Raw genomic sequence first — 21521 nt, 5'->3', positions numbered from 1 at the left:
CGGCGACAGCCCCATACCCGTGCCCATACCCTTTGGGCATGAGTCCCCTCGACGTGGACACGCGGGTGCTGCGCTACTTCGTGGCCGTGGCCGACCGGCTGAGCTTCACCAGGGCGGCACGGGACCTGTACGTGTCCCAGCCCGCCCTGAGCAGGCAGATCCGCCAACTGGAGGAGGAGCTGGGCGCGGACCTGTTCGTGCGCACCGGGCGCGACATCCGCCTGACCGCGGCCGGGGCCGAGATGCTGCCCCTGGCCCGCCACGTGCTGAGCGACTGGTGGGACACCACCCGGGCCGTCCGCTCCGCCGCCGCCGCCGAGCGCAACGTCCTGCGGGTCGGCTTCGTCGCCTCCGGCGGCGGCGGCGTGGCCCGCCGGGCCAGGGCCGCGTTCGCCGGGCAGCGACCGGAGGTGACCATCGAGCCCAAGCGCTTCGACTGGGGCGGCGAGCCCGACGCCCTCCGGCAGGGGCTGGTGGACGTGGCGTTCGTGTGGCTGCCGGCGGACACCGAGGGCCTGGACGCGCGGGTGGTGGCGACCGAACCGAGGTACGTCGCCCTGTCCAGCGACCACCCCCTCACCGCCAAGGCGGAGGTCACCATCGCGGACCTCGGCGACGAGCCCCTGATGTGGACGCGCAGGGCGCCCAGGGAGTGGGTCGACTGGTGGGCCGTCAACCCGCGCCCGGACGGCCGGGAACCGGTGTGGGGCCCGGAGAACGACAACGTCGAGGAGATGCTGGAGCACGTCGCCACCGGGGCGGCGGTGTGCATCGGCCCGGAGTCGATGGCCCTCTACTACGCCCACCCCGACCTGGCGTGGCGCCCGATCACCGACGTCGAGCCGCTGCGCATCGCGGTGGCGTGGATGCCGGAGACGCGCAGCGAGGTCGTGCGGGCCTTCGTGGAGGTGGTCATCCGCTCAGCCGACCAGGTCCCGTAGGGCGGCGAGGGCGGCGGGCAGGTCCGGCGCTCCCGGCGTTTCTCCCTGTTCCGCCAGGTATCGCCCGATGAACCGCACGACGTCCTCGTCGTCCGGGGAGGACTCGTGAGGGTCGGTGGTGAACCTCTCGACGAGAGCGAGGAAGTGGCGCGGTTCGGTTTTTCGCAGGAGTGCGTCGCTGACGGTTCCCAGCACGGCGAACAGTTGCCGGTCGAACGACCACGTGGTGGCGTCCACGCCGGCGAGGTACTCGATGATCTCCGTCGGTACGTACGCGCTGTTCCAGTCTTCGAATAAGCGTTCCCGTGCTTTCTCCTCCAACCGCTCCATGAGGCGGTGAAGACCGGCTTTCGCGCCCTTCTCCTTCCGGTCCGCCAGCCACGTGGTCACCAGCAGCCCGACCCTGTAAGCCGACTGCCCCGGGATCATGGACAGGACGCGGTCCACCAGATCCTCCTGCTCGTCCAGCAGTTCCGGGTGCGAGCAGATGGTGGAGACGAACTCGAAGGGGAACTCCTGCCAGGCATCCAGGACGCGCAGGGCTCGTGCCACGGTGTGGCGGGGCAGCCGCCAGGCCTCCCTGGACAGGGCGAAGAGGAGGCAGGCCTGCGCCTTGGGGGTCAGTCGAACACCCTCCGCGGCCCGGTCGAGGACGTGTTCGAGGTTCTTCTCGTCCCAGGGCAGGCTGCTGCGTTCCCCGGACAGGCCCGAGGTCATGGCGATCCACTGGACCACCCTGTCCAGGAGTTCCTGCCCGTCGGCGTCCAAGGAGAAGTCCTGGCTGACGAACTGGCTGCCCGCCCGAGCTGTTCCCTCCAGCACGGGATCGTCCAGGAGTTGCGCTTCGTCGACGTACTGGTCGTTGTCGGATCCCCTCCTCAAGGCGACGTGGCGGACCTGGTCGCCCCGGACGACGGTCAGGGTTTCGAGCAGGCTCCGCCACCCGTCCTCGTCCAGACCGGACTGCCACAGTCGGACCGTAGAACGCCAAAGGGCCAGTTCATCCTCGGAGAAGAAGTTGCTCAGCGGCACCGGCGCGCCGCCGAGCACCACCCGGAGGCAGACCAGGTTCGCCGAGTAGGTGGCGACCCTGGCCACCAGGTGCGCCGGCGAGGGGGCGTAGTCGGGGTGCTCGTCCCGCTTCGCCCGTTCGTGGACCGAGCGGACCAGGGCGTCGAGCACGTCGAGCAGACCGGCCCGCGCGCCGTCGTCCAGGGCCTGGAACAACCCGGTCGCGAAGTCGAGGATCGGCTTCCGCTTGGTGAAGGCCTGGTGCGAGATCAGCGCGAACAGCAGGCCGTCGTCCAGCGGGCGGTCACCGCCGAAGGGGTCCGACGCGCGCAGCCGCTCCTGGGCGAGGACGTTCCCCAGCAGGGTCAACGACACCTCGGCGATCAGGTACTCGCCGAACGTGGCGTGCAGGAACTCGTAGGTCCGGCGGTGGCCGCCGTGCCGGCTCAGCTGAGCGGAGTGGATGAAGAAGAACTCCTCCACGGTGCGGTCCGCCAGGGTGAGCGGGTCGTCGAAGGTGCTGCGCCGAGGGGTCTCCGGAGCGCGGAAGATCGCCGACAGGTCCTTGTCCAGCTCCACGTCGGTCACGTGCTGCCTGCCCCGGTTGAACATGGCCAGGGCCGCGACGCTCAACTGCGTCCTGCTCCGCTTGACCCGCCGCTCGACCTCCTGGTGGGGCGGCTGCACCCGGTCCTTGTCCCGTGCCTGGCGCCGCACGAACGAGTCGATCAGGCGCTCGTAGAGCTTGGCCTTCGACAGACCCCGGTCGTCGAGCCGCGGGTTCTCCGGGTCGGCGGCGTGGATGGCGAGCATGAGGAGGATCAACGGCTGGCCCGCCAGGTCCTCGTGCCGCCCGAGCTCGTCCCGCCCCAGCGGCCGGAACCCGGGGGTCGACGCGTTCGCCTCGTTCCAGGCGCCCAGCCACCGTTCGACGCGGTCGGCGTCGAACGGCTCCAGTTTGAGCACCGGCGTGCCGACCGGGATCCGGGCCCGGTCGACGACCAGCGGGCGCGAGGTGACGACCACCGCCACCGGCCGCCCCAGGTCCGCCTGGTGCTCCTGGAACTCGGCGACCTGCTGGAGGTAGTTCGACCGGGTCACCCCGCTCGCCTGGACCAACTCGTCGAACCCGTCCAGCAGCACCACGGGGACGCTGTCCCGGCCGCACTCGTCGGCGAGCCTGCCCCAGTCGACCCGCTCCGACAGCACGTCCTCCAGCGCGGTCTCGACCTGCCGCACCACGGAGTCCTCCGCGTCGACCTTGCGGAGCTGGACGGTGACCACCGCGTACCCGAGCGCGGGCATCCTGGCGGCCAGGACGCTCATCAGCAGCGACTTGCCCGCGCCGGGGTGGCCCAGGACGAGCAGGGGCAGGGCGGTGCTGTCCGGGCTCGCCAGGTGGGCGGCGAAGAAGGCGTCGATGTCCTGCTCGACCCGGGTGTTCTCGTTCCACCAGCTCTCCGAGGAGGGCGCGCACGCGTCGTCGTGGACGACCACCCGGTACGCCGGCGCGACGAAACCGCGTTCGACGGACGGGAACGCGGTGCGCGGGGGAGAGGTGTGGGACCCGGTGCGCAGGAGGGGCTTGGCCAGGGCGGCGACCGCGACGTTCTCCAGCTTCCGGCGGTACGCGCGGTCCCACGGCAGCTCGCCGGGCGTGAACAGCGACAACACCCGCGTCAGCCGCTCCATGGAGACCGACTGGGCCGACAGCGCGCCGAGGACCTCCGCGCCCACGGCCCTGACCTCGGTCCGGGTCGCCGAGTGCTCACCGATGAGCGCCCAGACCTGGAACTCGGGGACCTCCGCCGCCAGCCGCAGGTAGTGGTCCACGTACCGGTCGTGCATCTCGCCGGTCGGCGGCGGGGCGTGCACGTCGACCCTCAACCCGGCGAGGAAGTTGACCACCAGCTCGTTCGCCCTGACGAAGAAGTGCACGAGGCCGTGGTCGAGGTTCTCCCGGAACCCCCTGGTCGCCCCGGGAGCCGGCACCCGCAGCGCCGCCAGCGCCGGGAGCTGGTGGACCTCCTCGCGACCGCCGGCCGGCTCGACGCCCAGCGCCCGGAACTTCTCGCGGTCGGTCACCCCCAGCTCGTCGAACCGCGGGCCCACGTGCTCCCGGTACACCTCGAAGACCGACACGACCGCGATCACGGTGTGCGCGGCGGCCACCAGCTCCTGCCGGTTGACCCCGGACAGGCCGGTCAGCTTCGCCGAGACGCCGTCCAGGGCCTTGCGCAGCGACCCCATCGCCTCGTTCTTGGGGTCGATCAGCCCCAGCACGTCGCCGCCGGCGGCGAGGATCGCGCCGCCCAGCGCCACGTCGGCCCTGTCGAACACCGGCCGTTCGTACCTGCCGAGGACCCGGAGCGCTCCGGCGAACGTGAACAGGGCGGGACGCGACACGTGCTCTCCATCAGCCGGCGACGACGGCCGATCCTAGGGGCTTTCCCCGAGGGGTGGACCGCACTTCGCGGGGGGCGGCAACCGCCGCGCCACCGCCCTGGACAGGGGAACGCCCCGCCGGGGAGGACCCGGCGGGGCGTTCGAGCTCACCGTGCGTCCACAGCGCGCTCAACTCACGGGTAGTTGACCACGTACCGCTGCTGCGTGGCGAGGTTCGCGGCCCCGCCGATGCCGTTGATCACGTTGTCGATCGTGCCGACACCGCCCAGCGACACCGTCACCAGGTCGTGCATCCGCACGCCCGGCCGGTTGGGCACCTCGAACCCGTTCGCCGTCCGGATGCTCGGGTCGGCCTGGTTGAACGAGTACACGCCCATGCCCCAGCCCTCGTGGGTGGTGACGTGGTCGGCCACCTTGTACCCGGCCCAGCCCAGCTGCGAGCCGTTCATCCACGCGGCCTGGTTCGGCGGGTCGTACGGCAGCTCGTTCTGGTAGAAGTACGTGCGGCCGCCGTTGCCGTTCCAGATCGTGTTGTACTGCTGGTAGTGCTCGACGAACAACCCGTACGCGGTCACGTTGTCGCCGTTGACGATCACGCCGTTGCGCCCGGTGTTGGCGTTCCAGCCCGTGGGGCCCGTGCCGTGGTCGGCGCGCCACACCCACGTGTGGTCGATGATCACGTTGTCGCTGTTGACCTCCAGCGAGACCGTCGCCTTGCCCGCCTGGGGACCGCCGACGCGCAGGTACACGTCGTGCATCGAGGTCGGGTTGGCGGCGTGCGAGGCCGACGAGTTCGCCGGGCCCAGCTGGAGCAGCACGGGGGAGTTCTGCACGCCCGCGTCGACGAGGAAGCCCGCGAGCTTCACACCGTCCACGTCGGACACCGCCATGGCCGGCTTGCCGGTGTCGGGGGAGAGGGTCGCGAGACCCAGGCCCAGCACCACGGTGTCCGGCCGGGTGACGTTGATCGTGTCGTTCAGGCGGTGCACGCCGGGCGTCAGCAGCAGGTGCTTGCCCTGCGCCAGCGCCGCGTTCGTCGTCGCGACGGGCGTGCCCGGCTTGACGATGAAGAAGTCGGCCAGCGAGAGGGACTGGCCGGCGGGCGCGCCGTTCTCCCAGCTGGTGCCGCGCGAGTTCTGCCGCAGCGCCGGGACGAACACCTTGTACTCGTTGTTCTCGAAGTACAGGAAGGGCTTCTCGCGCACGACCGGCGTGGTGTCGACGGTGGTGTGCGCCGGGTTCGGGAAGTGCTGCGGCGGAGCGCCCGGCGAGCCGACGAACACCATGTTCCACACCGAACCGGACCAGCCGCCCGCGAGGTTGCTGTTGCGGGTCAGGAACTGCTGCTGCGAACCGGACACGGTCAGGCCGTCGATCTTGCTGTCCACGATGAGACCGCCGGACGCCCAGCCGTCACCGCCGTTCCACAGCTGGACCTGGCCGCTGAGGTGCATCCGCCGGTACGACGCCGCCTGCGACACGGCCCACCGCTCGATCTGGCCGGCCGGCAGGTTGACGAACATGTTCTCGGCCTGGCGCCAGAAGTTCTGGGTGGCGTTGCCGAGGTTGTTCGGGTTGTCGCCCTGCTGCAACCAGTCCGCCTCGACGCGCACGTGGCCGTTGAGCCGCACGTCGTCCGGGCGCAGGCCGAGGCCCGCCACCTGGGTGTAGAAGCGCAGGTTCACGTCGGCGTCGTACACACCGGGCTTGTACAGCACGGCGTACCGCTCGGAACCGAACTGGTTGGTCTTCATCTGCGCGGAGATGGCGTCGAGCCTGCTCTGCATCGCCGCCCGGTCGTAACCCGGCCCGTACACCAGCACGTTCGGGCCGAAGTCCGGGTTGCGCGGGTCGGTCGGCGGGATGACCGGCCCGCCGCCGGTGGTCTCGGTGTTGACCGAGAGCTCCCACAGGGAGTAGCCGTAACCGGTCGCCCGCGCCGTGCCGTGCACCCGGACGTAGCGGCCGGAGCCCGCCACGGTCAGGTTCTGCACGCCGCCGGCGCCGGTGGTGGTGGAGTAGACGGTGTTCCAGGTGGACGCGTTGTCGGACAGCTGCACCTGGAACGCGCGCCCGTAGGCGGCCTCCCAGTTCAGCGAGACGCGGCAGACCTGCTGCGCGGAGCCCAGGTCGACCTGGATCCACTGCGGGTCGGTGAAGGCGCTGGACCAGCGGGTGCCGGTGTTGCCGTCGACCGCGGCGGAGGCGGGGGTGCCGCCGTTCTCGGCGGACGACGCGGTCGCCGGCCGGTTCAGCGCCGCGTTCGAGGTGCCGCACTCGGCGGCCTGCGCGGCAGGGGAGAGGGGGCTGATCACCGCCGCGAGGCCGACGGCCAGCGCGGCGGTGATCACACCGAAACGGGAACGGGGAGAGCTCATGGTCCTACCTGACTAGGTAAGGGGCGGCAGAGGCCCGGAGCTGTGCCTCCGTGGCACCGGAGGCGCTTGAGAGAGCGCTCTCTCGGAGCGTAACGCCGAGGTTGCGAGAACGTCAACGGACGTCTCAAGCGGACTCCCGCGGCTCAAGCGGACTCTTGCCGCTCAAGCGGACTCGCGCACCACCAGCGCGGGCTCGAAGATGACCGACCTGGGCGGCGAAGCGGGGTCGTCCACGTGGTCCAGCAGCAGTCGCGCCATCTCCGCGGCCATGTCCTCGACCGGTTGGCGCACGGTGGTCAGGCGCGGCCGGCAGGTCAGCGCGGGTCCGCTGTCGTCGAAGCCGATGAGCGCGACGTCCTCGGGCACGCGGCGACCGTGCTTGTGCAGCACCGCCAACGCGCCCTGCGCCATCAGGTCGTTCGCCGCGAACACGCCGTCGACGCCGGGGTGCTCGGCCAGCAGCCGCTCCATCGCCGCCTCGCCGCTGCCCGCGGTGAACCCGCCCTCGGCGATCGGGACGTACGGGGAACCGTGACGCGCCACCGCATCCCGGAACCCGGTGAGCCGGTCCTGCGACGCCGGGACGTCGAGCGGCCCCGAGATCGTGGCGACCTGCCGGCAGCCGCGCCCGACCAACCGGTCCGCGGCGAGCTTCGCGCCCGCCTGGTGGTCGAGGTCGACGTAGCTGATCGGCATCGGCCGCGCGGGCCGGGCGAACAGCGCGGCGGGCAGCCCCGCGTCGACCAGGCGGGCGGGCAGCGGGTCCTCGGCGTGCGTGGAGACCAGCAGCGCGCCGTCCGCGCTGCCCTGCCGCAGGAACGCCAGCACGTCCTCGCGGGCGCGCTCGGTGTCGGACACCATGAGCACCGGGTGCACCCCGCGCGTGCGCAGGAAGCCCAGCACGCCGCTGGCCACCCGGCCGAAGAACGGGTCGGAGAGCACCCGCGAGGCGAACGCGCCCTCCTCGCCCGGCTCGCCCGCGCCGGAGACCACCAGCGCGATCGTCCCGGCCCGCTTGGTCACCAGCGAGCGGGCCGCGCGGTTGGGCGCGTAGCCGACCTCGTCGATGGCCGCGCGCACGACCTCCTGGATCTTGCGGTCCACGTTCCGGGTGCCGTTGACGACCCGGGAGACGGTGGCCCTGGACACGCCGGCGACCCGCGCCACGTCCTCCAACGTCGGCGGGGTCGACGGCGATCTGCTCATGCGCTCATTCTGCCACGTCTGGAGAGCGCTCTCCGATCCTGAGCGGCGTGTCGCCCGCGCTGCGCCCCACCAGCAGGGAGACGTCCCGGTCGACCACCCAGCCGCCCGGGGTCCAGCGTCGGAACACCCGGTCCGGCAGCTCCACGCGCACCTCCACGGCCTCGCCGGGACCCGCCTCGGCGTGCGCCCAGCCGACGAGCCCGCCGCCCTCCGCGTAGACCTGCACCAGCTCGCGACCCGGCCGCCCGCCGGTGTTGCGCACCCGGACCAGCGCGCCGCCCGGCGCGGCCTCGGCGTGCTCGTAAGCCCAGGTCGTGTAACCCAGGCCGTGGCCGAACCAGTAGGCGGGCGCGGCGCCGGCGCGACGCCACGCCCGGTGGCCGATGTCGGGGCCCTCGGCGTAGCGCAGCACCCCGTCCACCGGCCGCACGTCCGACACCGGCACGTCCGCCTGCCCGGCCGCCCACGTCGTCGGCAGCCGGCCGCCGGGCTCCCGCGCCCCGGACAGCACGTCGGCCAGGCCGTGCCCGGCCTCCTGCCCCGGGAACCAGGTCAGCAGCACCGCGGCCACCTCGTCGCGCCACGGCAGCTCCACCGGGCCGCCGGAGTTGACCACGACCACGGTCCGGTCGTTGACCGCGCGCACCGCGCGGACCAGCTCGTCCTGGCGACCGGGCAGGGCGAGGGAGGCGCGGTCGAAGCCCTCGCTCTCGATCTCGTCGGTGGTGCCGACCACGACCACGGCCACGTCGGCGTCCCGGGCCAGCCCGACGGCCCGCGCCAGCTCCTCGTCCGCGCCCAGCTCCGGCGGGTCGGCGGCCAGCGCGGTCGCGGTGCCGGTGTGCTCCAGCAGCTCGCGCCGGGCGACCAGGTCCACCTCCTGGCCCTCGTCGAGGCGGGCGGTGACCCGGCGGTGCGGCGGGGTCAGGTGGATGACCGCGGGGTCGTCGGTCTCCAGCGGCACGTGCTCGTCCAGCACGCGCTCGCCGTCCACGTCCAGGGTGAGGCGGCCGAACCCGGCCACCGAGAAGCTCCACTCGCCCGCGGTGCGCGCGGTGAGCACGCCGCGGACCTCGACCGCGCGGGCGCCCTCGACCGGCGGGACCTCCAGCACCCGGCCCAGCAGTCGGTCCTCGGAGGCCAGCTCGACGCCGTCGGCGTCCAGCACGCGCACCAGCACGCCCGGCTCGCCGGTGACCGGGTGGCGGGTGTCGGCGGTGGTGAGGGGCGTGGGGCGGTGGTCGAGGCGGACGCCGGGCGCGTGCGCGACCTCGGCGACCTCGCGCAGGCCGTCGACGAACGAGACGACCGAGCCGGGGTGGACGCCCGCGCTGCCGCCGCCCTGGATGCGGGCGGTGGCGGCGTTCGGGCCGAGGACGGCGACCCTCGCGCCGGGGGAGAGGGGCAGGACGCCGTCGTTGCGCAGCAGCACGGTGCTCTTGGCGATCGCCTCGCGCAGCAGGCCGAGGGGGTCCTCCACCCGCGGCGGCGGGGTCGGCCGGGCGCCGTTGAGCGCGCCCACCCGCGAGGCCAGCCGCAGCAGCCGCTCGACCTTGGCGTCGACCGCGGCTTCGGGCACCTCGCCGCGCTCCACGGCGGCGACCAGGTCGTCGCGCCACGGGCTGTCCGGGCCGGGCATGGCCAGGTCCTGCCCGGCGTTCGCGGAGGCGGCCGTGGAGCGGACCGCGCCCCAGTCGGACACCACGACGCCGTCGAAGCCCCACTCGCCCTTGAGCGGCTCGTCCAGCAGCGGGCTCTCGGACATGGTGACGCCGTTGACGCCGTTGTAGGCGGACATGACCACCCACACCCCGGCCTCGACGGCGTGCTCGAAGGGGAGGAGGTAGACCTCGCGGAGGGCGCGTTCGCCGACCCGGGCGTCCAGGGTCATGCGCTCGGTCTCGGAGTCGTTGGCGACGTAGTGCTTGGCCGTGGCCGCGACGCCGCCCCGCTGCACGCCGGTGACGTAGGCGGCGCCGACGCGCGCGGTCAGCAGCGGGTCCTCGGAGAAGCACTCGAAGTGCCGACCGCCGAACGGCGACCGGTGCAGGTTGAGCGTCGGCGCGAGCAGCACGTCCACGCCCTTGCGCCGGGCCTCGGCCGCGAGCAGCAGCCCCAGCCGCGCCACCAGGTCGAGGTCCCAGGTCGCGGCCAGCGCCGTGGGCGACGGCAGCGCCAGCGACGTGCTGCGCTCGTCCCACCGCTGGCCGCGCACCCCGATCGGCCCGTCCGACACGACGATCGACCGCAACCCGATGTCGGGCTCCTCGCCCGTGCGCCAGGCGGTGGCCCCGGTCAGCAGCCGGACCTTCCGCGCCAGGTCCAGCTTCCCCACCAGCAGGTCCAACTCGACGTCGTCCACCAACATCCCCCTACTCGGAGAGCGCTCTCCGATCCACCCTCACCCACCCCCTCCTCCCTGTCAACACCGTCGCGAACGCAGAACTCGGGGTACCGGAACGTACGACACGGTGGACCCGGACGTACGACTCGCGCGCGAGTCGAACGCCCAGGGCCCGCGAGTCGTACGTCCGGGTACCCCGAGTTCGCAACTGGTGAGTAGGTAGGAGGTCAGGCGATGTTGGGGTGCGGCGCCGGTTTGCGCGGGTCCGAGGCGCCTTCCAGGAGGGCGCCCACGGGGAGGGTGGCGGCGCCCACGGCCACGGCGTCCGGGCCGAAGTGGCCCAGGCGGATCGAGATCTGGTCGAACGGGTGGCGCAGGGCGTGGGCGCGGGTGGCGGCGACGATCCGGTCCAGCTGGTGCGCGCCCAGCGCCAGGCCCGCCCAGCCGCCCAGGACGATGCGCTCGGGGTTGAACAGGTTGACCAGGTTGGCGATGCCCGCGCCGAGGTAGCCGGCGGTCTCGTCGAGGACGCGGGCGGCGGTGCGGGAGTGCTCGGCGGCGGTGATCAGGGCGGCCACGGTGGACTGCTCGTCGCCCCCGGAGAGGTTGCGGCCCCTGGCTTTCCGGTAGCGGTCGAGGATGCCCTCCGCGCCGACGTAGGCTTCGAGGCACCCCAGCGCGCCGCACCGGCACGGCCTGCCGCCGTACGCGATCGTGGTGTGCCCCCACTCGCCCGCCGAGCTGGTCGCGCCCCGGTAGACGCCGCCGTCGGTGACCACGGCCGCCCCGACGCCCGAGCCGATGAGGGCTATCACGACGTGCCTCGCCCCGCGTCCCGCGCCGAACCACATCTCGGCCTGGCCCTGGGTCTTGGCCCCGTTCTCCACGTACAGCGGCCACGTGCCGCCGGCCGCCCGGATCAGCTCTTCCAGCCGCACCCCGTCCCAGCCGATCGTGGGCGCGTGCACCACGGCCGACGCGCCCTGCTCCACCGTCCCGGGGACGCCGATCCCGACGCCGAGCACGGTCGAGACCGGGATGCCGGCCGCCGCGACCACCTCCCGGACCGAGGACGCGATCAGCGAGGCGACGGGGCCGGGCGAGGAGGGCGACAGGGCGTGGTCGCGGGCGGCGAGCTGGGTCAGCGCCAGGTCGAACAGCTCGACCTTGATCCCGGTCTCGCCGACGTCCACGCCCACCACGTGCCCGAACGCCGGGTTCACGCGCAGCAGCACGCGCGGCCGGCCGCCGTCCGAGTCGACCGACCCGGCCTCGACCACGAGCCCGTCCTCCACCAGTTCGGCGGTCACGTTCGACACCGTCGCGGCGGACAGCCCGGACAGCCGCGACAGCTCGTACCTGCTCAGGGGCCCGTCGAAGAACAGCGTCGACAGCAGGGTCGCCCGGTTCTGCCGGCGCAGGTCGCGGACGGTGGTGCGCTTCGGGGCCATGGGCCGAACCTTAGTTTGCGACTTAAAATTAGACTAAGTTTGTAACCTGTTCGTGATTGACGTGACTTGGCTCACCGGGGTTAGGTCTGCAACGACACGAGGACGCGTCGAGCGTCCCAACCGCGATGGCACCCGCGGTCCGCCCTACCGAGAGCGCTCTCCCCCCCCGCCCCCGACAAGGAGAACCCATGCGACTCAGGCGAACGTCCGCCCTCGCCGTCGCGGCAGCACTGCTGTTCTCGGCAGCCTGTTCGACCTCGAACCCCGGCGCGAGCAGCAGCGCCAACGGCGTGCTGAACGTCGGCATGCCCAACGGTCCGCAGACCGAGAACAACAACCCGTTCCTCAACTCGTCGGCCGCCAGCTCGCTGGGCTACCGCAGGCTCCTCTTCGAACCGCTGGCGATGGTCAACGAGACCGACCCCACGGAGGAGTTCAAGCCGTGGCTGGCCACCGAGTGGGACTGGGCCGACAACTACAGCAAGCTGACCCTGACCATCCGCGACGGCGTGACCTGGTCTGACGGCAAGCCGCTGACCGCCGAGGACGTGGCGTTCACCTTCGAGCTGCTCAAGGCCAACCCGGGCCTGAACATCGAGTCGGTCCCCTACGACCGGATCTCCTCCTCCGGCAACAAGGTCGAGGTCGGCTTCCCGCGGTCGCAGTTCGTCAACCAGAAGAAGATCTTCGAGCAGCTGATCGTGCCGAAGCACATCTGGTCCGCGATCCCCAACCCGACCACCGAGACGGTCAAGAGCCCGGTCGGCAGCGGCCCGTACACGCTGAAGACCTTCACGCCGCAGACCGTCACGCTGGCCGTGCGCGACTCGTACTGGCAGGACCTGCCCGCCGTCAAGGAGGTCCGCTACACCTCCTACAGCGACAACAACGCGCAGACCACCGCCCTGGCCACCGGCGCGGCCGAGTGGAGCTTCGTGTTCATCCCGAACTACGAGGCCGTCTACACCTCCAAGGACCCCGAGCACTACAAGCTCTGGTTCCCGCCGGTGCTGGGCATCCACGGCCTGTGGTTCAACACGAAGGTCAAGCCGTGGGACAACCCGGCGCTGCGCCGCGCGGTCAACACGGTGATCAACCGCGACGACATCTTCACCCAGGGCGAGGCGGGGTACTTCTACCCGAAGGTCGACAACATCACCGGCATCCCGACGCCCGCCGGCACCTCGTACATCGCGCCCGAGTTCAAGGACGAGATCGTCACGGTCGACGTCGAGGCCGCCAAGAAGGAGCTGACCGACAACGGCTTCACCTTCGACGGCGACACGCTGAAGGACCCGTCGGGCCAGCCCGTCACGCTGAAGATGACCGTGCCCTCCGGCTGGTCGGACTACGTGACGAACCTGGAGATCATCAAGGACAACGTCTCCAAGATCGGCATCGAGGCGACCGTCGACCTGCCGAACGCCGACAGCTGGACCAAGGCGCTCGACACCGGTGACTTCCAGGCCGCGCTGCACTGGACCAACAACGGCCCGACGCCGTACGACATCTACCAGAACATCATGGACGGCTCGCTCTACAAGCCGATCGGCGAGGGCGGCATCAACGGCAACTACGGCCGTTACGAGAACCCCGAGGCCACGGCGCTGCTCAACGAGTACGCCAACGCCGCCGACGACGCCGCCCGCACCGCGGCGCTGCACAAGATCCAGCAGATCCACGTCCGCGACATGCCGGTCGCCATCACCTCCGCGGCCAACGCGGGCGGCCAGTACAGCACCAAGAACTGGATCGGCTGGCCGGACGACGCCAACCCGTACGCGCCGATCCAGCCCACGCTGGAGAACGCGCTCGACGTCGTCATGCACCTGAAGCCGGCCGCATGACCACGGGCACCGCACCGTCGGCCTCCGGGACCACCACCGAGGTGGTCCTGGAGGCCGACGGCCTGACCAAGCACTTCCCGGTCCGCAAGCGCGGGCGCGAGCTGCTGTCCCGGGCCACGCGCTCCGTGCGCGCGGTCGAGGACGTGACGCTCAGGCTGCACCGCGGCCGGGTCACCGCGCTGGTCGGCGAGTCCGGTTCGGGCAAGTCGACGGTGGCCCGCCTGCTGGCGCAGCTCTACCCCCAGACCTCCGGCACGGTCCGGCTGCACGGCGAACCGGTCGACACCAAGGGCGGCAAGCGCTTCCGGGCGTACAGCAAGCGGGTCCAGATGATCTTCCAGGACCCGTTCGCCTCGCTGAACCCCGTGCACACCGTGCGCTACCACCTGACCAGGGCGCTGAAGATCCACGGCAACGAGGGCCGCACGGCCGAGGAGCTGGAGCGGGCGCTCGCCGACCTGCTCACCCGCGTGCAGCTCACGCCGCCGGAGCGGTACGTCGACAAGTTCCCGCACGAGCTGTCCGGCGGCCAGCGCCAGCGCGTGGCCATCGCCCGCGCCCTGGGCGCGGACCCCGAGGTGCTGCTCGCCGACGAGCCGGTGTCGATGCTCGACGTGTCGATCCGCCTCGGCGTGCTCAACCTGCTGCGCGACCTGAAGGAGCGCCTGGACCTGGCGATCCTCTACATCACCCACGACATCGCCTCGGCCCGCTACTTCGCCGACGAGACGTTCGTGATGTACGCGGGCGGCGTCGTCGAGGGCGGCGACAGCGAGACCGTCACGCAGCGGCCCGCCCACCCGTACACGCAGCTGCTCATCGAGTCCGCGCCGGACCCCGACCGGCCCGCCGCCGAGGAGAAGGACGGCGGCACGGGCGAGCCCCCGTCGCTGATCACCCCGCCGCCCGGCTGCCGGTTCAACCCGCGCTGCCCGCACGCGATGAAGGTCTGCGTGGAGAAGGCGCCCCCGAGGTTCGCCCTCGGCGACGGCGAGGCGCACTTCGCCGCGTGCTGGCTCTACGGCGAGGACCTGGCCGGGTCCGACCGCGTGAAGCTCCGCGTGGTCGAGGCCGACGGCCGCGAGGAGGTGCTGTGAGCTTCATCCTCAAGCGCCTCGCGTTCTACCTGTTCACCGCGTGGGCCGCGATCACCATCAACTTCTTCATCCCGCGACTCATCCCCGGCGACCCCGTGCAGGCCCTGATCACCCGGTCGCGCGGCCAGATGACCAGCGAGGCCGTGGAGTCGCTGTACGTCCTGTTCGGGTTGGACAAGAACGCCGGCCTGCTCGACCAGTACTTCACCTACCTGGCGCAGCTGCTGCGCGGCGACCTGGGCCTGTCGTTCACCTACTTCCCGTCACCGGTGACGCAGGTCATCGGCGACGGCCTGCCGTGGACGCTCGGCCTGGTCGGCATCACCACCGTGCTCGGCTTCCTCATCGGCACGGCCCTGGGCACCGGCATCGGCTGGCGGCGCGGCTCGTGGGCCGACGCCCTGATCCCGGTGACCACGTTCCTGTCGTCCATCCCGTACTTCTGGCTCGGCCTCATCGCGATCGCGCTGCTCAGCGGTCCGAACAGCTTCTTCCCGGCCTCCGGCGCCTACGACTCCGGCCTGGTGCCCAACCCGGACCTGGAGTTCATCGGCAGCGTGCTGCGGCACGGCCTGCTGCCCGCGCTCACCATCCTGATCTCCTCGATGGCGGGCTGGATCCTCAGCATGCGCAACATGATGGTCACGGTGGCCTCCGAGGACTACGTGACCGTCGCGCACGCCAAGGGCCTGTCCGACCGGCGCGTCATGGTGGCCTACGCGGCCCGCAACGCGCTGCTGCCCAACGTGTCCGGCTTCGCGCTCTCGCTCGGCTTCATCGTCGGCGGCACGCTGCTGGTCGAGATCGTGTTCTCCTACCCCGGGCTCGGCCTCCAGCTGTTCCAGGCGGTCGGGGCCAAGGACTACCCGCTCATGCAGGGCGTCTTCCTGATCATCACGCTGTCCGTGCTGCTGGCGAACTTCCTCGCCGACGTGGCCTACCTCGCGCTCGACCCGCGCACCCGACGGGAGGGCTGAGCCGTGACCGTCGTACCCACCACCGCGGCCGCGACCCCGGTCGCGACGCCGCCCAAGCGCCGCCGGCTGAGGTTCGTGGCCAACTCCAAGGCCACCGCCGGCCTGGCGCTCCTGGGCTTCTTCGCCCTGATCGCGGTCATCGGGCCGTGGATCGCGCCGCACGACCCGTCGGCGCGCAGCAACGACCTGCTCCAGCCGCCGTCGGCGGCCCACTGGTTCGGCACCACCCACCTAGGCCAGGACATCTTCAGCCAGGTCGTCGTGGGCACGCAGAGCGTCGTCGTCGTCGGTTTCGTGGCCGGCGTCGTCGCCACGATCCTGTCGGTGCTGGTCGGCGTGACCTCGGGCTACCTCGGCGGCGCCGGCAGCGAGGTGCTGTCCGCGCTGTCCAACGTGTTCCTGGTGCTCCCGGCCCTGCCGCTGATGATCATCATCACGTCCACGCTGCCCGAGACCGGCACCCTCACCATCGCGCTGCTCATCGGCCTGACGTCGTGGGCGTGGGGCGCGCGGGTGCTGCGGGCCCAGACGCTGTCCCTGCGCCGCCGCGACTACGTGGAGGCCGCGCGGGCCACCGGCGAGTCCACCTGGCGGATCATCCTGTTCGAGATCCTGCCCAACCTCACCGCGGTCATCGCCTCCGGCTTCGTCGGCACGGTCATCTTCGCGGTGACGCTGGAGATCACGCTGGCGTTCATCGGCGTCGGCGCGGGCAGCGGCTGGAACTGGGGCACGGTCCTGTACTGGGCCCAGAGCCAGCAGGCGCTCGGCCAGGGCGCGTGGTGGTGGTTCGTGCCCGCAGGCCTGGCCATCGCGCTGCTGGGCACCGCGCTGTCGCTGGTCAACTTCGGCATCGACGAGTTCGTCAGCCCCCGGCTGCGCGGTGGCGGGAAGACCCGCGTCAAGACCGCCGACGGCCGCACCGTGCGGATGCGCGTCGGCTTCACGCCCGTGCTCGACAAGGAGGCCAAGTGACCGACGCCGTGCTGGAGGTCCGCGGCCTCGACGTGGACTACGGCCTGGGCGACGACGCCGTGCACGCCATCCGCGACGTCAACCTCACCCTGCACCGGGGCGAGGTGCTCGGCCTGGCGGGTGAGAGCGGCAGCGGCAAGTCCACCCTCGCCTACGGCCTGACCAGGCTGCTGCCGCCACCGGGCGTCGTCCGCGGCGGCGAGGTGCTGTTCCACACCGACGACGGCCCCGTGGACGTGCTCCGGATGACCGAGCCGGAGCTGCGCAGGTTCCGCTGGGCGGAGACCGCGATCGTGTTCCAGGGCGCGATGAACTCGCTCAACCCGGTGCAGCGCGTCTCCACCCAGCTCACCGACGTGATCAGGGCGCACGACCCGGGCAGCACCGGCGCGTCCCGCCTGGCCAGGGCCCGCGAGCTGCTGGAGCTGGTCGGCATCGCCGCCGACCGCCTGGACAGCTACCCGCACCAGCTCTCCGGCGGCATGCGCCAGCGCGTCATGATCGGCATGGCGCTCGCGCTGGAGCCGAAGGTCGTCATCATGGACGAGCCGACCACCGCGCTGGACGTGGTGGTGCAGCGGCAGATCCTGCGCCAGCTGGTCGAGCTGCGCGAGCGGCTGGGCTTCTCGGTCGTGTTCATCACCCACGACCTGTCCCTGCTGGTCGAGTTCTCCGACCGGATCGCGATCATGTACGGCGGGCGGATCGTCGAGGAGGCGAGCTCCGCCCAGCTCTACCGCGACCCGAAGCACCCCTACAGCCACGGGCTGCTGAACTCCTTCCCCGCCCTGCGCGGCCCCAAGCGCGAGCTGACCGGCATCCCCGGTTCGCCGCCCGACCTGCGGGCCATGCCGACGGGCTGCTCGTTCCACCCACGCTGCCCGCGCGCGATGGAGCGCTGCGGTGTCGAGGTCCCGGTGCTGGGCGTGCCCCACGACCACGTGGGACCCGACCGCACCGTGGCCTGCTGGCTGCACCCCGTTCACGACGACGGGTTCTGAGACCGGGTCCACGACAACCCGGTCGAAGGCCTCCTGAGGAGATCCATGGACACCACGGCGCCGACCGTCGGGCTCGACCCCGCGATCGACACCCTGCCCGCCTCGTTCCGCTGGGGCGTGGCGACCTCCGCCTACCAGATCGAGGGGGCGCACGACGAGGACGGTCGCACACCGTCCATCTGGGACACCTACTGCCGGACGCCCGGGATGGTGCACGACGGCGACAACGGCGACGTCGCGTGCGACCACTACCACCGGATGCCCGAGGACGTCGCGCTGATCGGCTCGCTCGGCGTGGACACCTACCGGTTCTCCGTGGCCTGGCCGCGCGTGCAGCCGGGCGGCCGGGGCCCGGTCAACCCGGCCGGCCTCGCGTTCTACGACCGGCTGGTGGACGAGCTGCTGGCCAAGGGCATCGACCCGTGGGTCACGCTGTACCACTGGGACCTGCCGCAGGAGCTGGAGGACGCGGGCGGCTGGCCCGCCCGCGACACCGCCTACCGGTTCGCCGACTACTCGATGCTCGTCTTCGACGCCCTGTCCGACCGGGTGCGCGACTGGACCACGCTCAACGAGCCGTGGTGCTCGGCCATGCTCGGCTACTACGAGGGCCGCCAGGCGCCCGGCAGGCAGGACTTCGGCGCGGCCATCCACGCGGTGCACCACCTGCTGCTCGGCCACGGCCTGGCCACGCAGCGGATGCGCGAGGCGGCCACCACGCCCACCCAGTTCGGCATCACGCTCAACATGAGCCACTCCTCGCCGGCCACCGACAGCGAGGCCGACCGCGAGGCGGCCCGCCGCGCGGACGGCCTGTCCCGCCGCATCTACCTCGACCCGCTGGTCAAGGGCCACTACCCCGAGGACGTGGTGGCCGACCTGGCGCGGCGCGGCGTGGCGATCCCGGTGCAGGACGGCGACCTGGAGGTCATCCGGCAGCCCATCGACGTGCTGGGCGTGAACTACTACTCCAGCCACAAGTTCTCCGGCGTCGACGAGCAGGGCAACGCCGAGGACGCCGACGGGCTGCCCGTCGACCGCACCGTGCGGTTCGGCCTGCCGGTGACCGCGATGGACTGGGAGATCATCCCCGAGGGCTTCACCGAGCTGCTGGCGCAGATCGGTCGGGAGTACCCGGGCGTGCCCATGGTGATCACCGAGAACGGCGCGGCGTTCGACGACGAGGCCGACGACACCGGCTTCGTCCAGGACGACGACCGCACCGCGTACCTGGACTCGCACATCGCGGCCGTGGCCAAGGCGCGGGAGCTGGGCGCGGACGTGCGCGGCTACTTCGCGTGGTCCCTGATGGACAACTTCGAGTGGTCCTACGGCTACGAGAAGCGGTTCGGCCTGGTCCACGTGGACTACGCCACCCAGGTCCGCACGCCCAAGAGCAGCGCCCTGTGGTACCGGGACACCATCCGCCGGGTCAAGGGCGGCTGAACCCGGGCAGGGAGGGGCGCCCCGCGGTCGTGACGCGGGACGCCCCTCCTCCGTGCGCGCGACCCACTCCGCGACGCGCACAAGGCAGGTGGCCGGGAGGACCCACTCCTCCCGGCCACCGCCCGTTCCCCGGGTCAGCGCCGGTAGACGCCGAGCTCGTAGAGCGAGTAACCCCACCCGGTGCCCCGCTGGGTGGCGTGCAGCCGCACGTAGCGGCCACTGGCGGTCACGTCGATCGAGTCGACCCCGCCGTTGCCGGTGGTCGTGGCGTGCACGGTCCGCCACGAGTTCCCGTCGTCGGACACCTGGACCTCGTAGGCGCGGCCGAACGCGCCCTCCCACACCAGCTGCACGTGCTGGAAGGTGGTCACCGAGCCGAGGTCGACCCGCAGCCACTGGGGATCGGCCCAGTCGGTGGCCCAGCGCGTGCCCGCGTTCCCGTCCACGGCGTTCGACGGCGGGAAGGGGGCGCCGTCACCCACCTGCTGGTGGGAGGAGGCCGTGGTGGGCCGGTTGAGGGCCACGTTCGTGCCCGCCGGCCGCGGCGCGACGACCCGGACCGACCTGGTCTCGATGCCGATGTTGCCGCGGCCGTCCTCGGCCATCACGTACACCTTCCACACGCCCAGCCGGTCGGGCGCGGTGACGGTGAGCCGGTTGCCGTTGACCTGCACCGGGGTGTCGGCCAGGCCGCCGCTGTTGTCGATGTACTTCGAGTTGAACGCCGCCGACCACGTGATCGGGTCGCCGTTCGGGTCGCTCGCCGCCACGTCGACGTCCAGCCGCGCGCCCGCCGGGACCGAGGTGGGCAGGTTCATCGCGGAGATCACCGGCGGCGTGTTGGCCGGGGTGGCGCCGCCGAAGGCCCGCTGCACCGCGTAGAACGACAGCCGCTTCTTGCCCGCCGGGGTCAGGTTGAACCACACCGCGCCGAAGTCGTGCTCGGTGCCGTAGTGGAACAGCGTGCCGCCGAACGACACGCCCCGGTGGCCGGTGATGCAGTTCCACGCCTGCGTGTAGCCGTCGCGCTTCTGCACGTCGGTGGGCTCGGCCGGCACGCCGTTGACGTCGTTCGGCACCTCCCACTCACCGGCCGGGCCCGCCTCGGTGAGCAGGTACGGCTTGGTGTGGCCGCCCGCCACCCAGTCGTCGCGGACCTTGCACACGTTGCCGTAGGAGTTCACCGAGTACAGGTCGAGCGCCGGCGTGTGCGCCTTCAGGTACGCCCACGCCCCGGTCCACGCGTCGGTGTTGGTCACCGGGTGGTTCGTGTCGATGGCCTTGATGGCGAGCGCGGCCTCGTTGACGTACCGGGCGTACGCGACGCGCTGGTTCTCCAGCTCCGCGCCCGAGTAGCAGTTCTGGAGGCCGAGGATGGACTCGTTGCCGACGTTCCACATGAGCACGCCGGGGTGGTCCCTGTAGGTCGTCACCCACTGCCGGATGGTGTTGAGCATGTCGGTCTTGTAGGTGGTGTCGGTGACGTAGTTGACGCAGCCGCCGGAGCCGGGGCCGCCGCCGGGCTGGAGCCAGAAGCCGTTCATGACCCGGAGGCCGTTGGCGGCGGCCGCGTCGAGCAGCGGGCGGGTGGAGGCGTCGGTGCCCCACGTGCGCAGGGTGTTGACGCCCATGGACCTCAGCTCGGGCATGTAGCGGGCGGCGTCGGCGGCGGGCGGTCCCCAGGTCAGGCCCTTGACCGTCCACGGCTGCCCGTCGACGGTGAGCTGCCAGTTGCCCTGGGAGCCGGTGACGCGGACCCCGCTGCCGGGCTGGGGGTCGCCGCCGCCCTGCGTGCCGTAGACGCGGAACTCCCAGAGGGAGTAGCCGTAGCCGTTGGCGCGCTGGGTGCCGTGGACGCGGACGTACCGGCCGGAGCCGGTCACGTCGAAGCCCTGCCTGCCGCCCGTGCCGTTGGCGGTGGTGTGGACCGCGGTCCAGGCGTTGCCGTCGTTCGAGACCTGGACCTGGAAGCTCGTGGCGTAGGCGCCCTCCCAGTCCAGCTCGACCCGGCTCAGGGTCGAGGTCGCGCCGAGGTCGACGCGCAGCCACTGGGGGTCGCTCCACGCGCTGGCCCAGCGGGTGCCCGCGTCGCCGTCGACGGCCGCGGACGCGGGGGTGCCCGCGCCCTCGGTCGAGGACGCGGTGGCGGGTTTGCCCTGCGAGAGCAGGACCGGCGCGGCGGTCGCGGTGCCCGGGACGAGTGCGAGTCCCAGGAGCAGCGCGACCACCGTGCCGGCGGATCGGAGGCGGTACATGGCGTCTCCTGCCGGTGTTCGAGTGGGCCGATAGGCGGGAGAGCGCTCTCTCAACCCGGCTCGAAGTGTTACGAACCGACTACGGATCTGTCAATGCGCTGCCTATTGACACCCAGGTGGAGCAACGGGCAACCTGGGTTCGGAGAGCGCTCTCCCAGCCACGTAACCCACGCAGGCACGTCGGCA

At 71.8% G+C, this 21521-nt stretch carries 13 protein-coding genes; 7 read left to right on the top strand and 6 right to left on the bottom strand.

Features of this window, described 5'->3' with window-relative positions; genetic code table 11:
• The first annotated feature begins 38 nt into the window (after positions 1 to 38).
• Entirely contained in the window at positions 39 to 941 is a 903-nt protein-coding gene (locus ABD223_RS10325; RefSeq protein WP_344035805.1) for a LysR family transcriptional regulator, read from the top strand.
• On the opposite strand, the gene ABD223_RS10320 is transcribed toward ABD223_RS10325, so the two are convergent.
• From ABD223_RS10320 to ABD223_RS10300, 5 genes are all read right to left on the bottom strand, one after another.
• On the bottom strand, positions 921 to 4358 hold the full coding sequence (locus ABD223_RS10320) for an NACHT domain-containing protein (RefSeq protein WP_344035804.1): 3438 nt from the start codon (positions 4356 to 4358) through the stop codon (positions 921 to 923). The two genes, ABD223_RS10325 and ABD223_RS10320, sit on opposite strands and share 21 nt — an antisense overlap.
• Positions 4359 to 4531: 173 nt before the next feature.
• Positions 4532 to 6736, bottom strand: a complete 2205-nt coding sequence (locus ABD223_RS10315) for a discoidin domain-containing protein (RefSeq protein ID WP_344035803.1) — start codon at positions 6734 to 6736, stop codon at positions 4532 to 4534.
• Between the two features lie 162 nt (positions 6737 to 6898).
• Positions 6899 to 7942 (bottom strand): LacI family DNA-binding transcriptional regulator, encoded by a 1044-nt coding sequence (locus tag ABD223_RS10310; protein ID WP_344035802.1) that lies wholly within the window; start codon positions 7940 to 7942, stop codon positions 6899 to 6901.
• Positions 7943 to 7946: 4 nt separating this feature from the next.
• Positions 7947 to 10310 (bottom strand): glycoside hydrolase family 3 C-terminal domain-containing protein, encoded by a 2364-nt coding sequence (locus tag ABD223_RS10305; protein ID WP_344035801.1) that lies wholly within the window; start codon positions 10308 to 10310, stop codon positions 7947 to 7949.
• 203 nt (positions 10311 to 10513) lie between these two features.
• Complete coding sequence (locus ABD223_RS10300; protein ID WP_344035800.1) at positions 10514 to 11737, bottom strand: ROK family transcriptional regulator; 1224 nt, start codon at positions 11735 to 11737, stop codon at positions 10514 to 10516.
• A 188-nt stretch (positions 11738 to 11925) separates the two neighbouring features.
• On the opposite strand from ABD223_RS10300, the gene ABD223_RS10295 reads away from it, so the two are divergent.
• Genes ABD223_RS10295 through ABD223_RS10270 form a run of 6 tightly spaced genes read left to right on the top strand, consistent with a single transcriptional unit; the run spans position 11926 to position 19080 of the window.
• Positions 11926 to 13584, top strand: a complete 1659-nt coding sequence (locus tag ABD223_RS10295) for an ABC transporter substrate-binding protein (RefSeq protein ID WP_344035799.1) — start codon at positions 11926 to 11928, stop codon at positions 13582 to 13584.
• Entirely contained in the window at positions 13581 to 14681 is a 1101-nt protein-coding gene (locus ABD223_RS10290) for an ABC transporter ATP-binding protein (RefSeq protein WP_344035798.1), read from the top strand. The genes ABD223_RS10295 and ABD223_RS10290 overlap by 4 nt, the downstream gene beginning before the upstream one ends.
• A complete protein-coding gene (locus tag ABD223_RS10285) occupies positions 14678 to 15658 on the top strand; it encodes an ABC transporter permease (RefSeq protein ID WP_344035797.1) in 981 nt (326 codons plus the stop codon). The genes ABD223_RS10290 and ABD223_RS10285 overlap by 4 nt, the downstream gene beginning before the upstream one ends.
• Before the next feature lie 3 nt (positions 15659 to 15661).
• The gene (locus tag ABD223_RS10280; RefSeq protein ID WP_344035796.1) at positions 15662 to 16633 is read left to right on the top strand and encodes an ABC transporter permease; all 972 of its coding nucleotides are present in this window, start codon (positions 15662 to 15664) and stop codon (positions 16631 to 16633) included.
• Entirely contained in the window at positions 16630 to 17634 is a 1005-nt protein-coding gene (locus ABD223_RS10275) for an ABC transporter ATP-binding protein (protein WP_344035795.1), read from the top strand. The genes ABD223_RS10280 and ABD223_RS10275 overlap by 4 nt, the downstream gene beginning before the upstream one ends.
• Before the next feature lie 45 nt (positions 17635 to 17679).
• Positions 17680 to 19080: a GH1 family beta-glucosidase gene (locus ABD223_RS10270; RefSeq protein WP_344035794.1), complete on the top strand. Its 1401-nt coding sequence runs from the start codon at positions 17680 to 17682 to the stop codon at positions 19078 to 19080.
• Between the two features lie 134 nt (positions 19081 to 19214).
• Here ABD223_RS10270 and ABD223_RS10265 read toward each other — a convergent pair whose 3' ends face one another.
• Positions 19215 to 21335, bottom strand: a complete 2121-nt coding sequence (locus ABD223_RS10265) for a discoidin domain-containing protein (protein ID WP_344035793.1) — start codon at positions 21333 to 21335, stop codon at positions 19215 to 19217.
• Between the last annotated feature and the right edge of the window lie 186 nt (positions 21336 to 21521).

The organism is Saccharothrix xinjiangensis, from assembly GCF_039527585.1.
GTDB classification, from domain to species: domain Bacteria; phylum Actinomycetota; class Actinomycetes; order Mycobacteriales; family Pseudonocardiaceae; genus Actinosynnema; species Actinosynnema xinjiangensis.
This window is presented reverse-complemented; position numbering and strand designations above follow the sequence as displayed.

Bases quoted from the DNA above. Each gene is read 5' to 3' on its own strand.
- ABD223_RS10325 (WP_344035805.1), top strand. From the start codon at position 39: ATGAGTCCCCTCGACGTGGACACGCGGGTGCTGCGCTACTTCGTGGCC.
- ABD223_RS10315 (WP_344035803.1), bottom strand. From the start codon at position 6,736: ATGAGCTCTCCCCGTTCCCGTTTCGGTGTGATCACCGCCGCGCTGGCC.
- ABD223_RS10310 (WP_344035802.1), bottom strand. From the start codon at position 7,942: ATGAGCAGATCGCCGTCGACCCCGCCGACGTTGGAGGACGTGGCGCGG.
- ABD223_RS10305 (WP_344035801.1), bottom strand. From the start codon at position 10,310: ATGTTGGTGGACGACGTCGAGTTGGACCTGCTGGTGGGGAAGCTGGAC.
- ABD223_RS10300 (WP_344035800.1), bottom strand. From the start codon at position 11,737: ATGGCCCCGAAGCGCACCACCGTCCGCGACCTGCGCCGGCAGAACCGG.
- ABD223_RS10295 (WP_344035799.1), top strand. From the start codon at position 11,926: ATGCGACTCAGGCGAACGTCCGCCCTCGCCGTCGCGGCAGCACTGCTG.
- ABD223_RS10290 (WP_344035798.1), top strand. From the start codon at position 13,581: ATGACCACGGGCACCGCACCGTCGGCCTCCGGGACCACCACCGAGGTG.
- ABD223_RS10270 (WP_344035794.1), top strand. From the start codon at position 17,680: ATGGACACCACGGCGCCGACCGTCGGGCTCGACCCCGCGATCGACACC.
- ABD223_RS10265 (WP_344035793.1), bottom strand. From the start codon at position 21,335: ATGTACCGCCTCCGATCCGCCGGCACGGTGGTCGCGCTGCTCCTGGGA.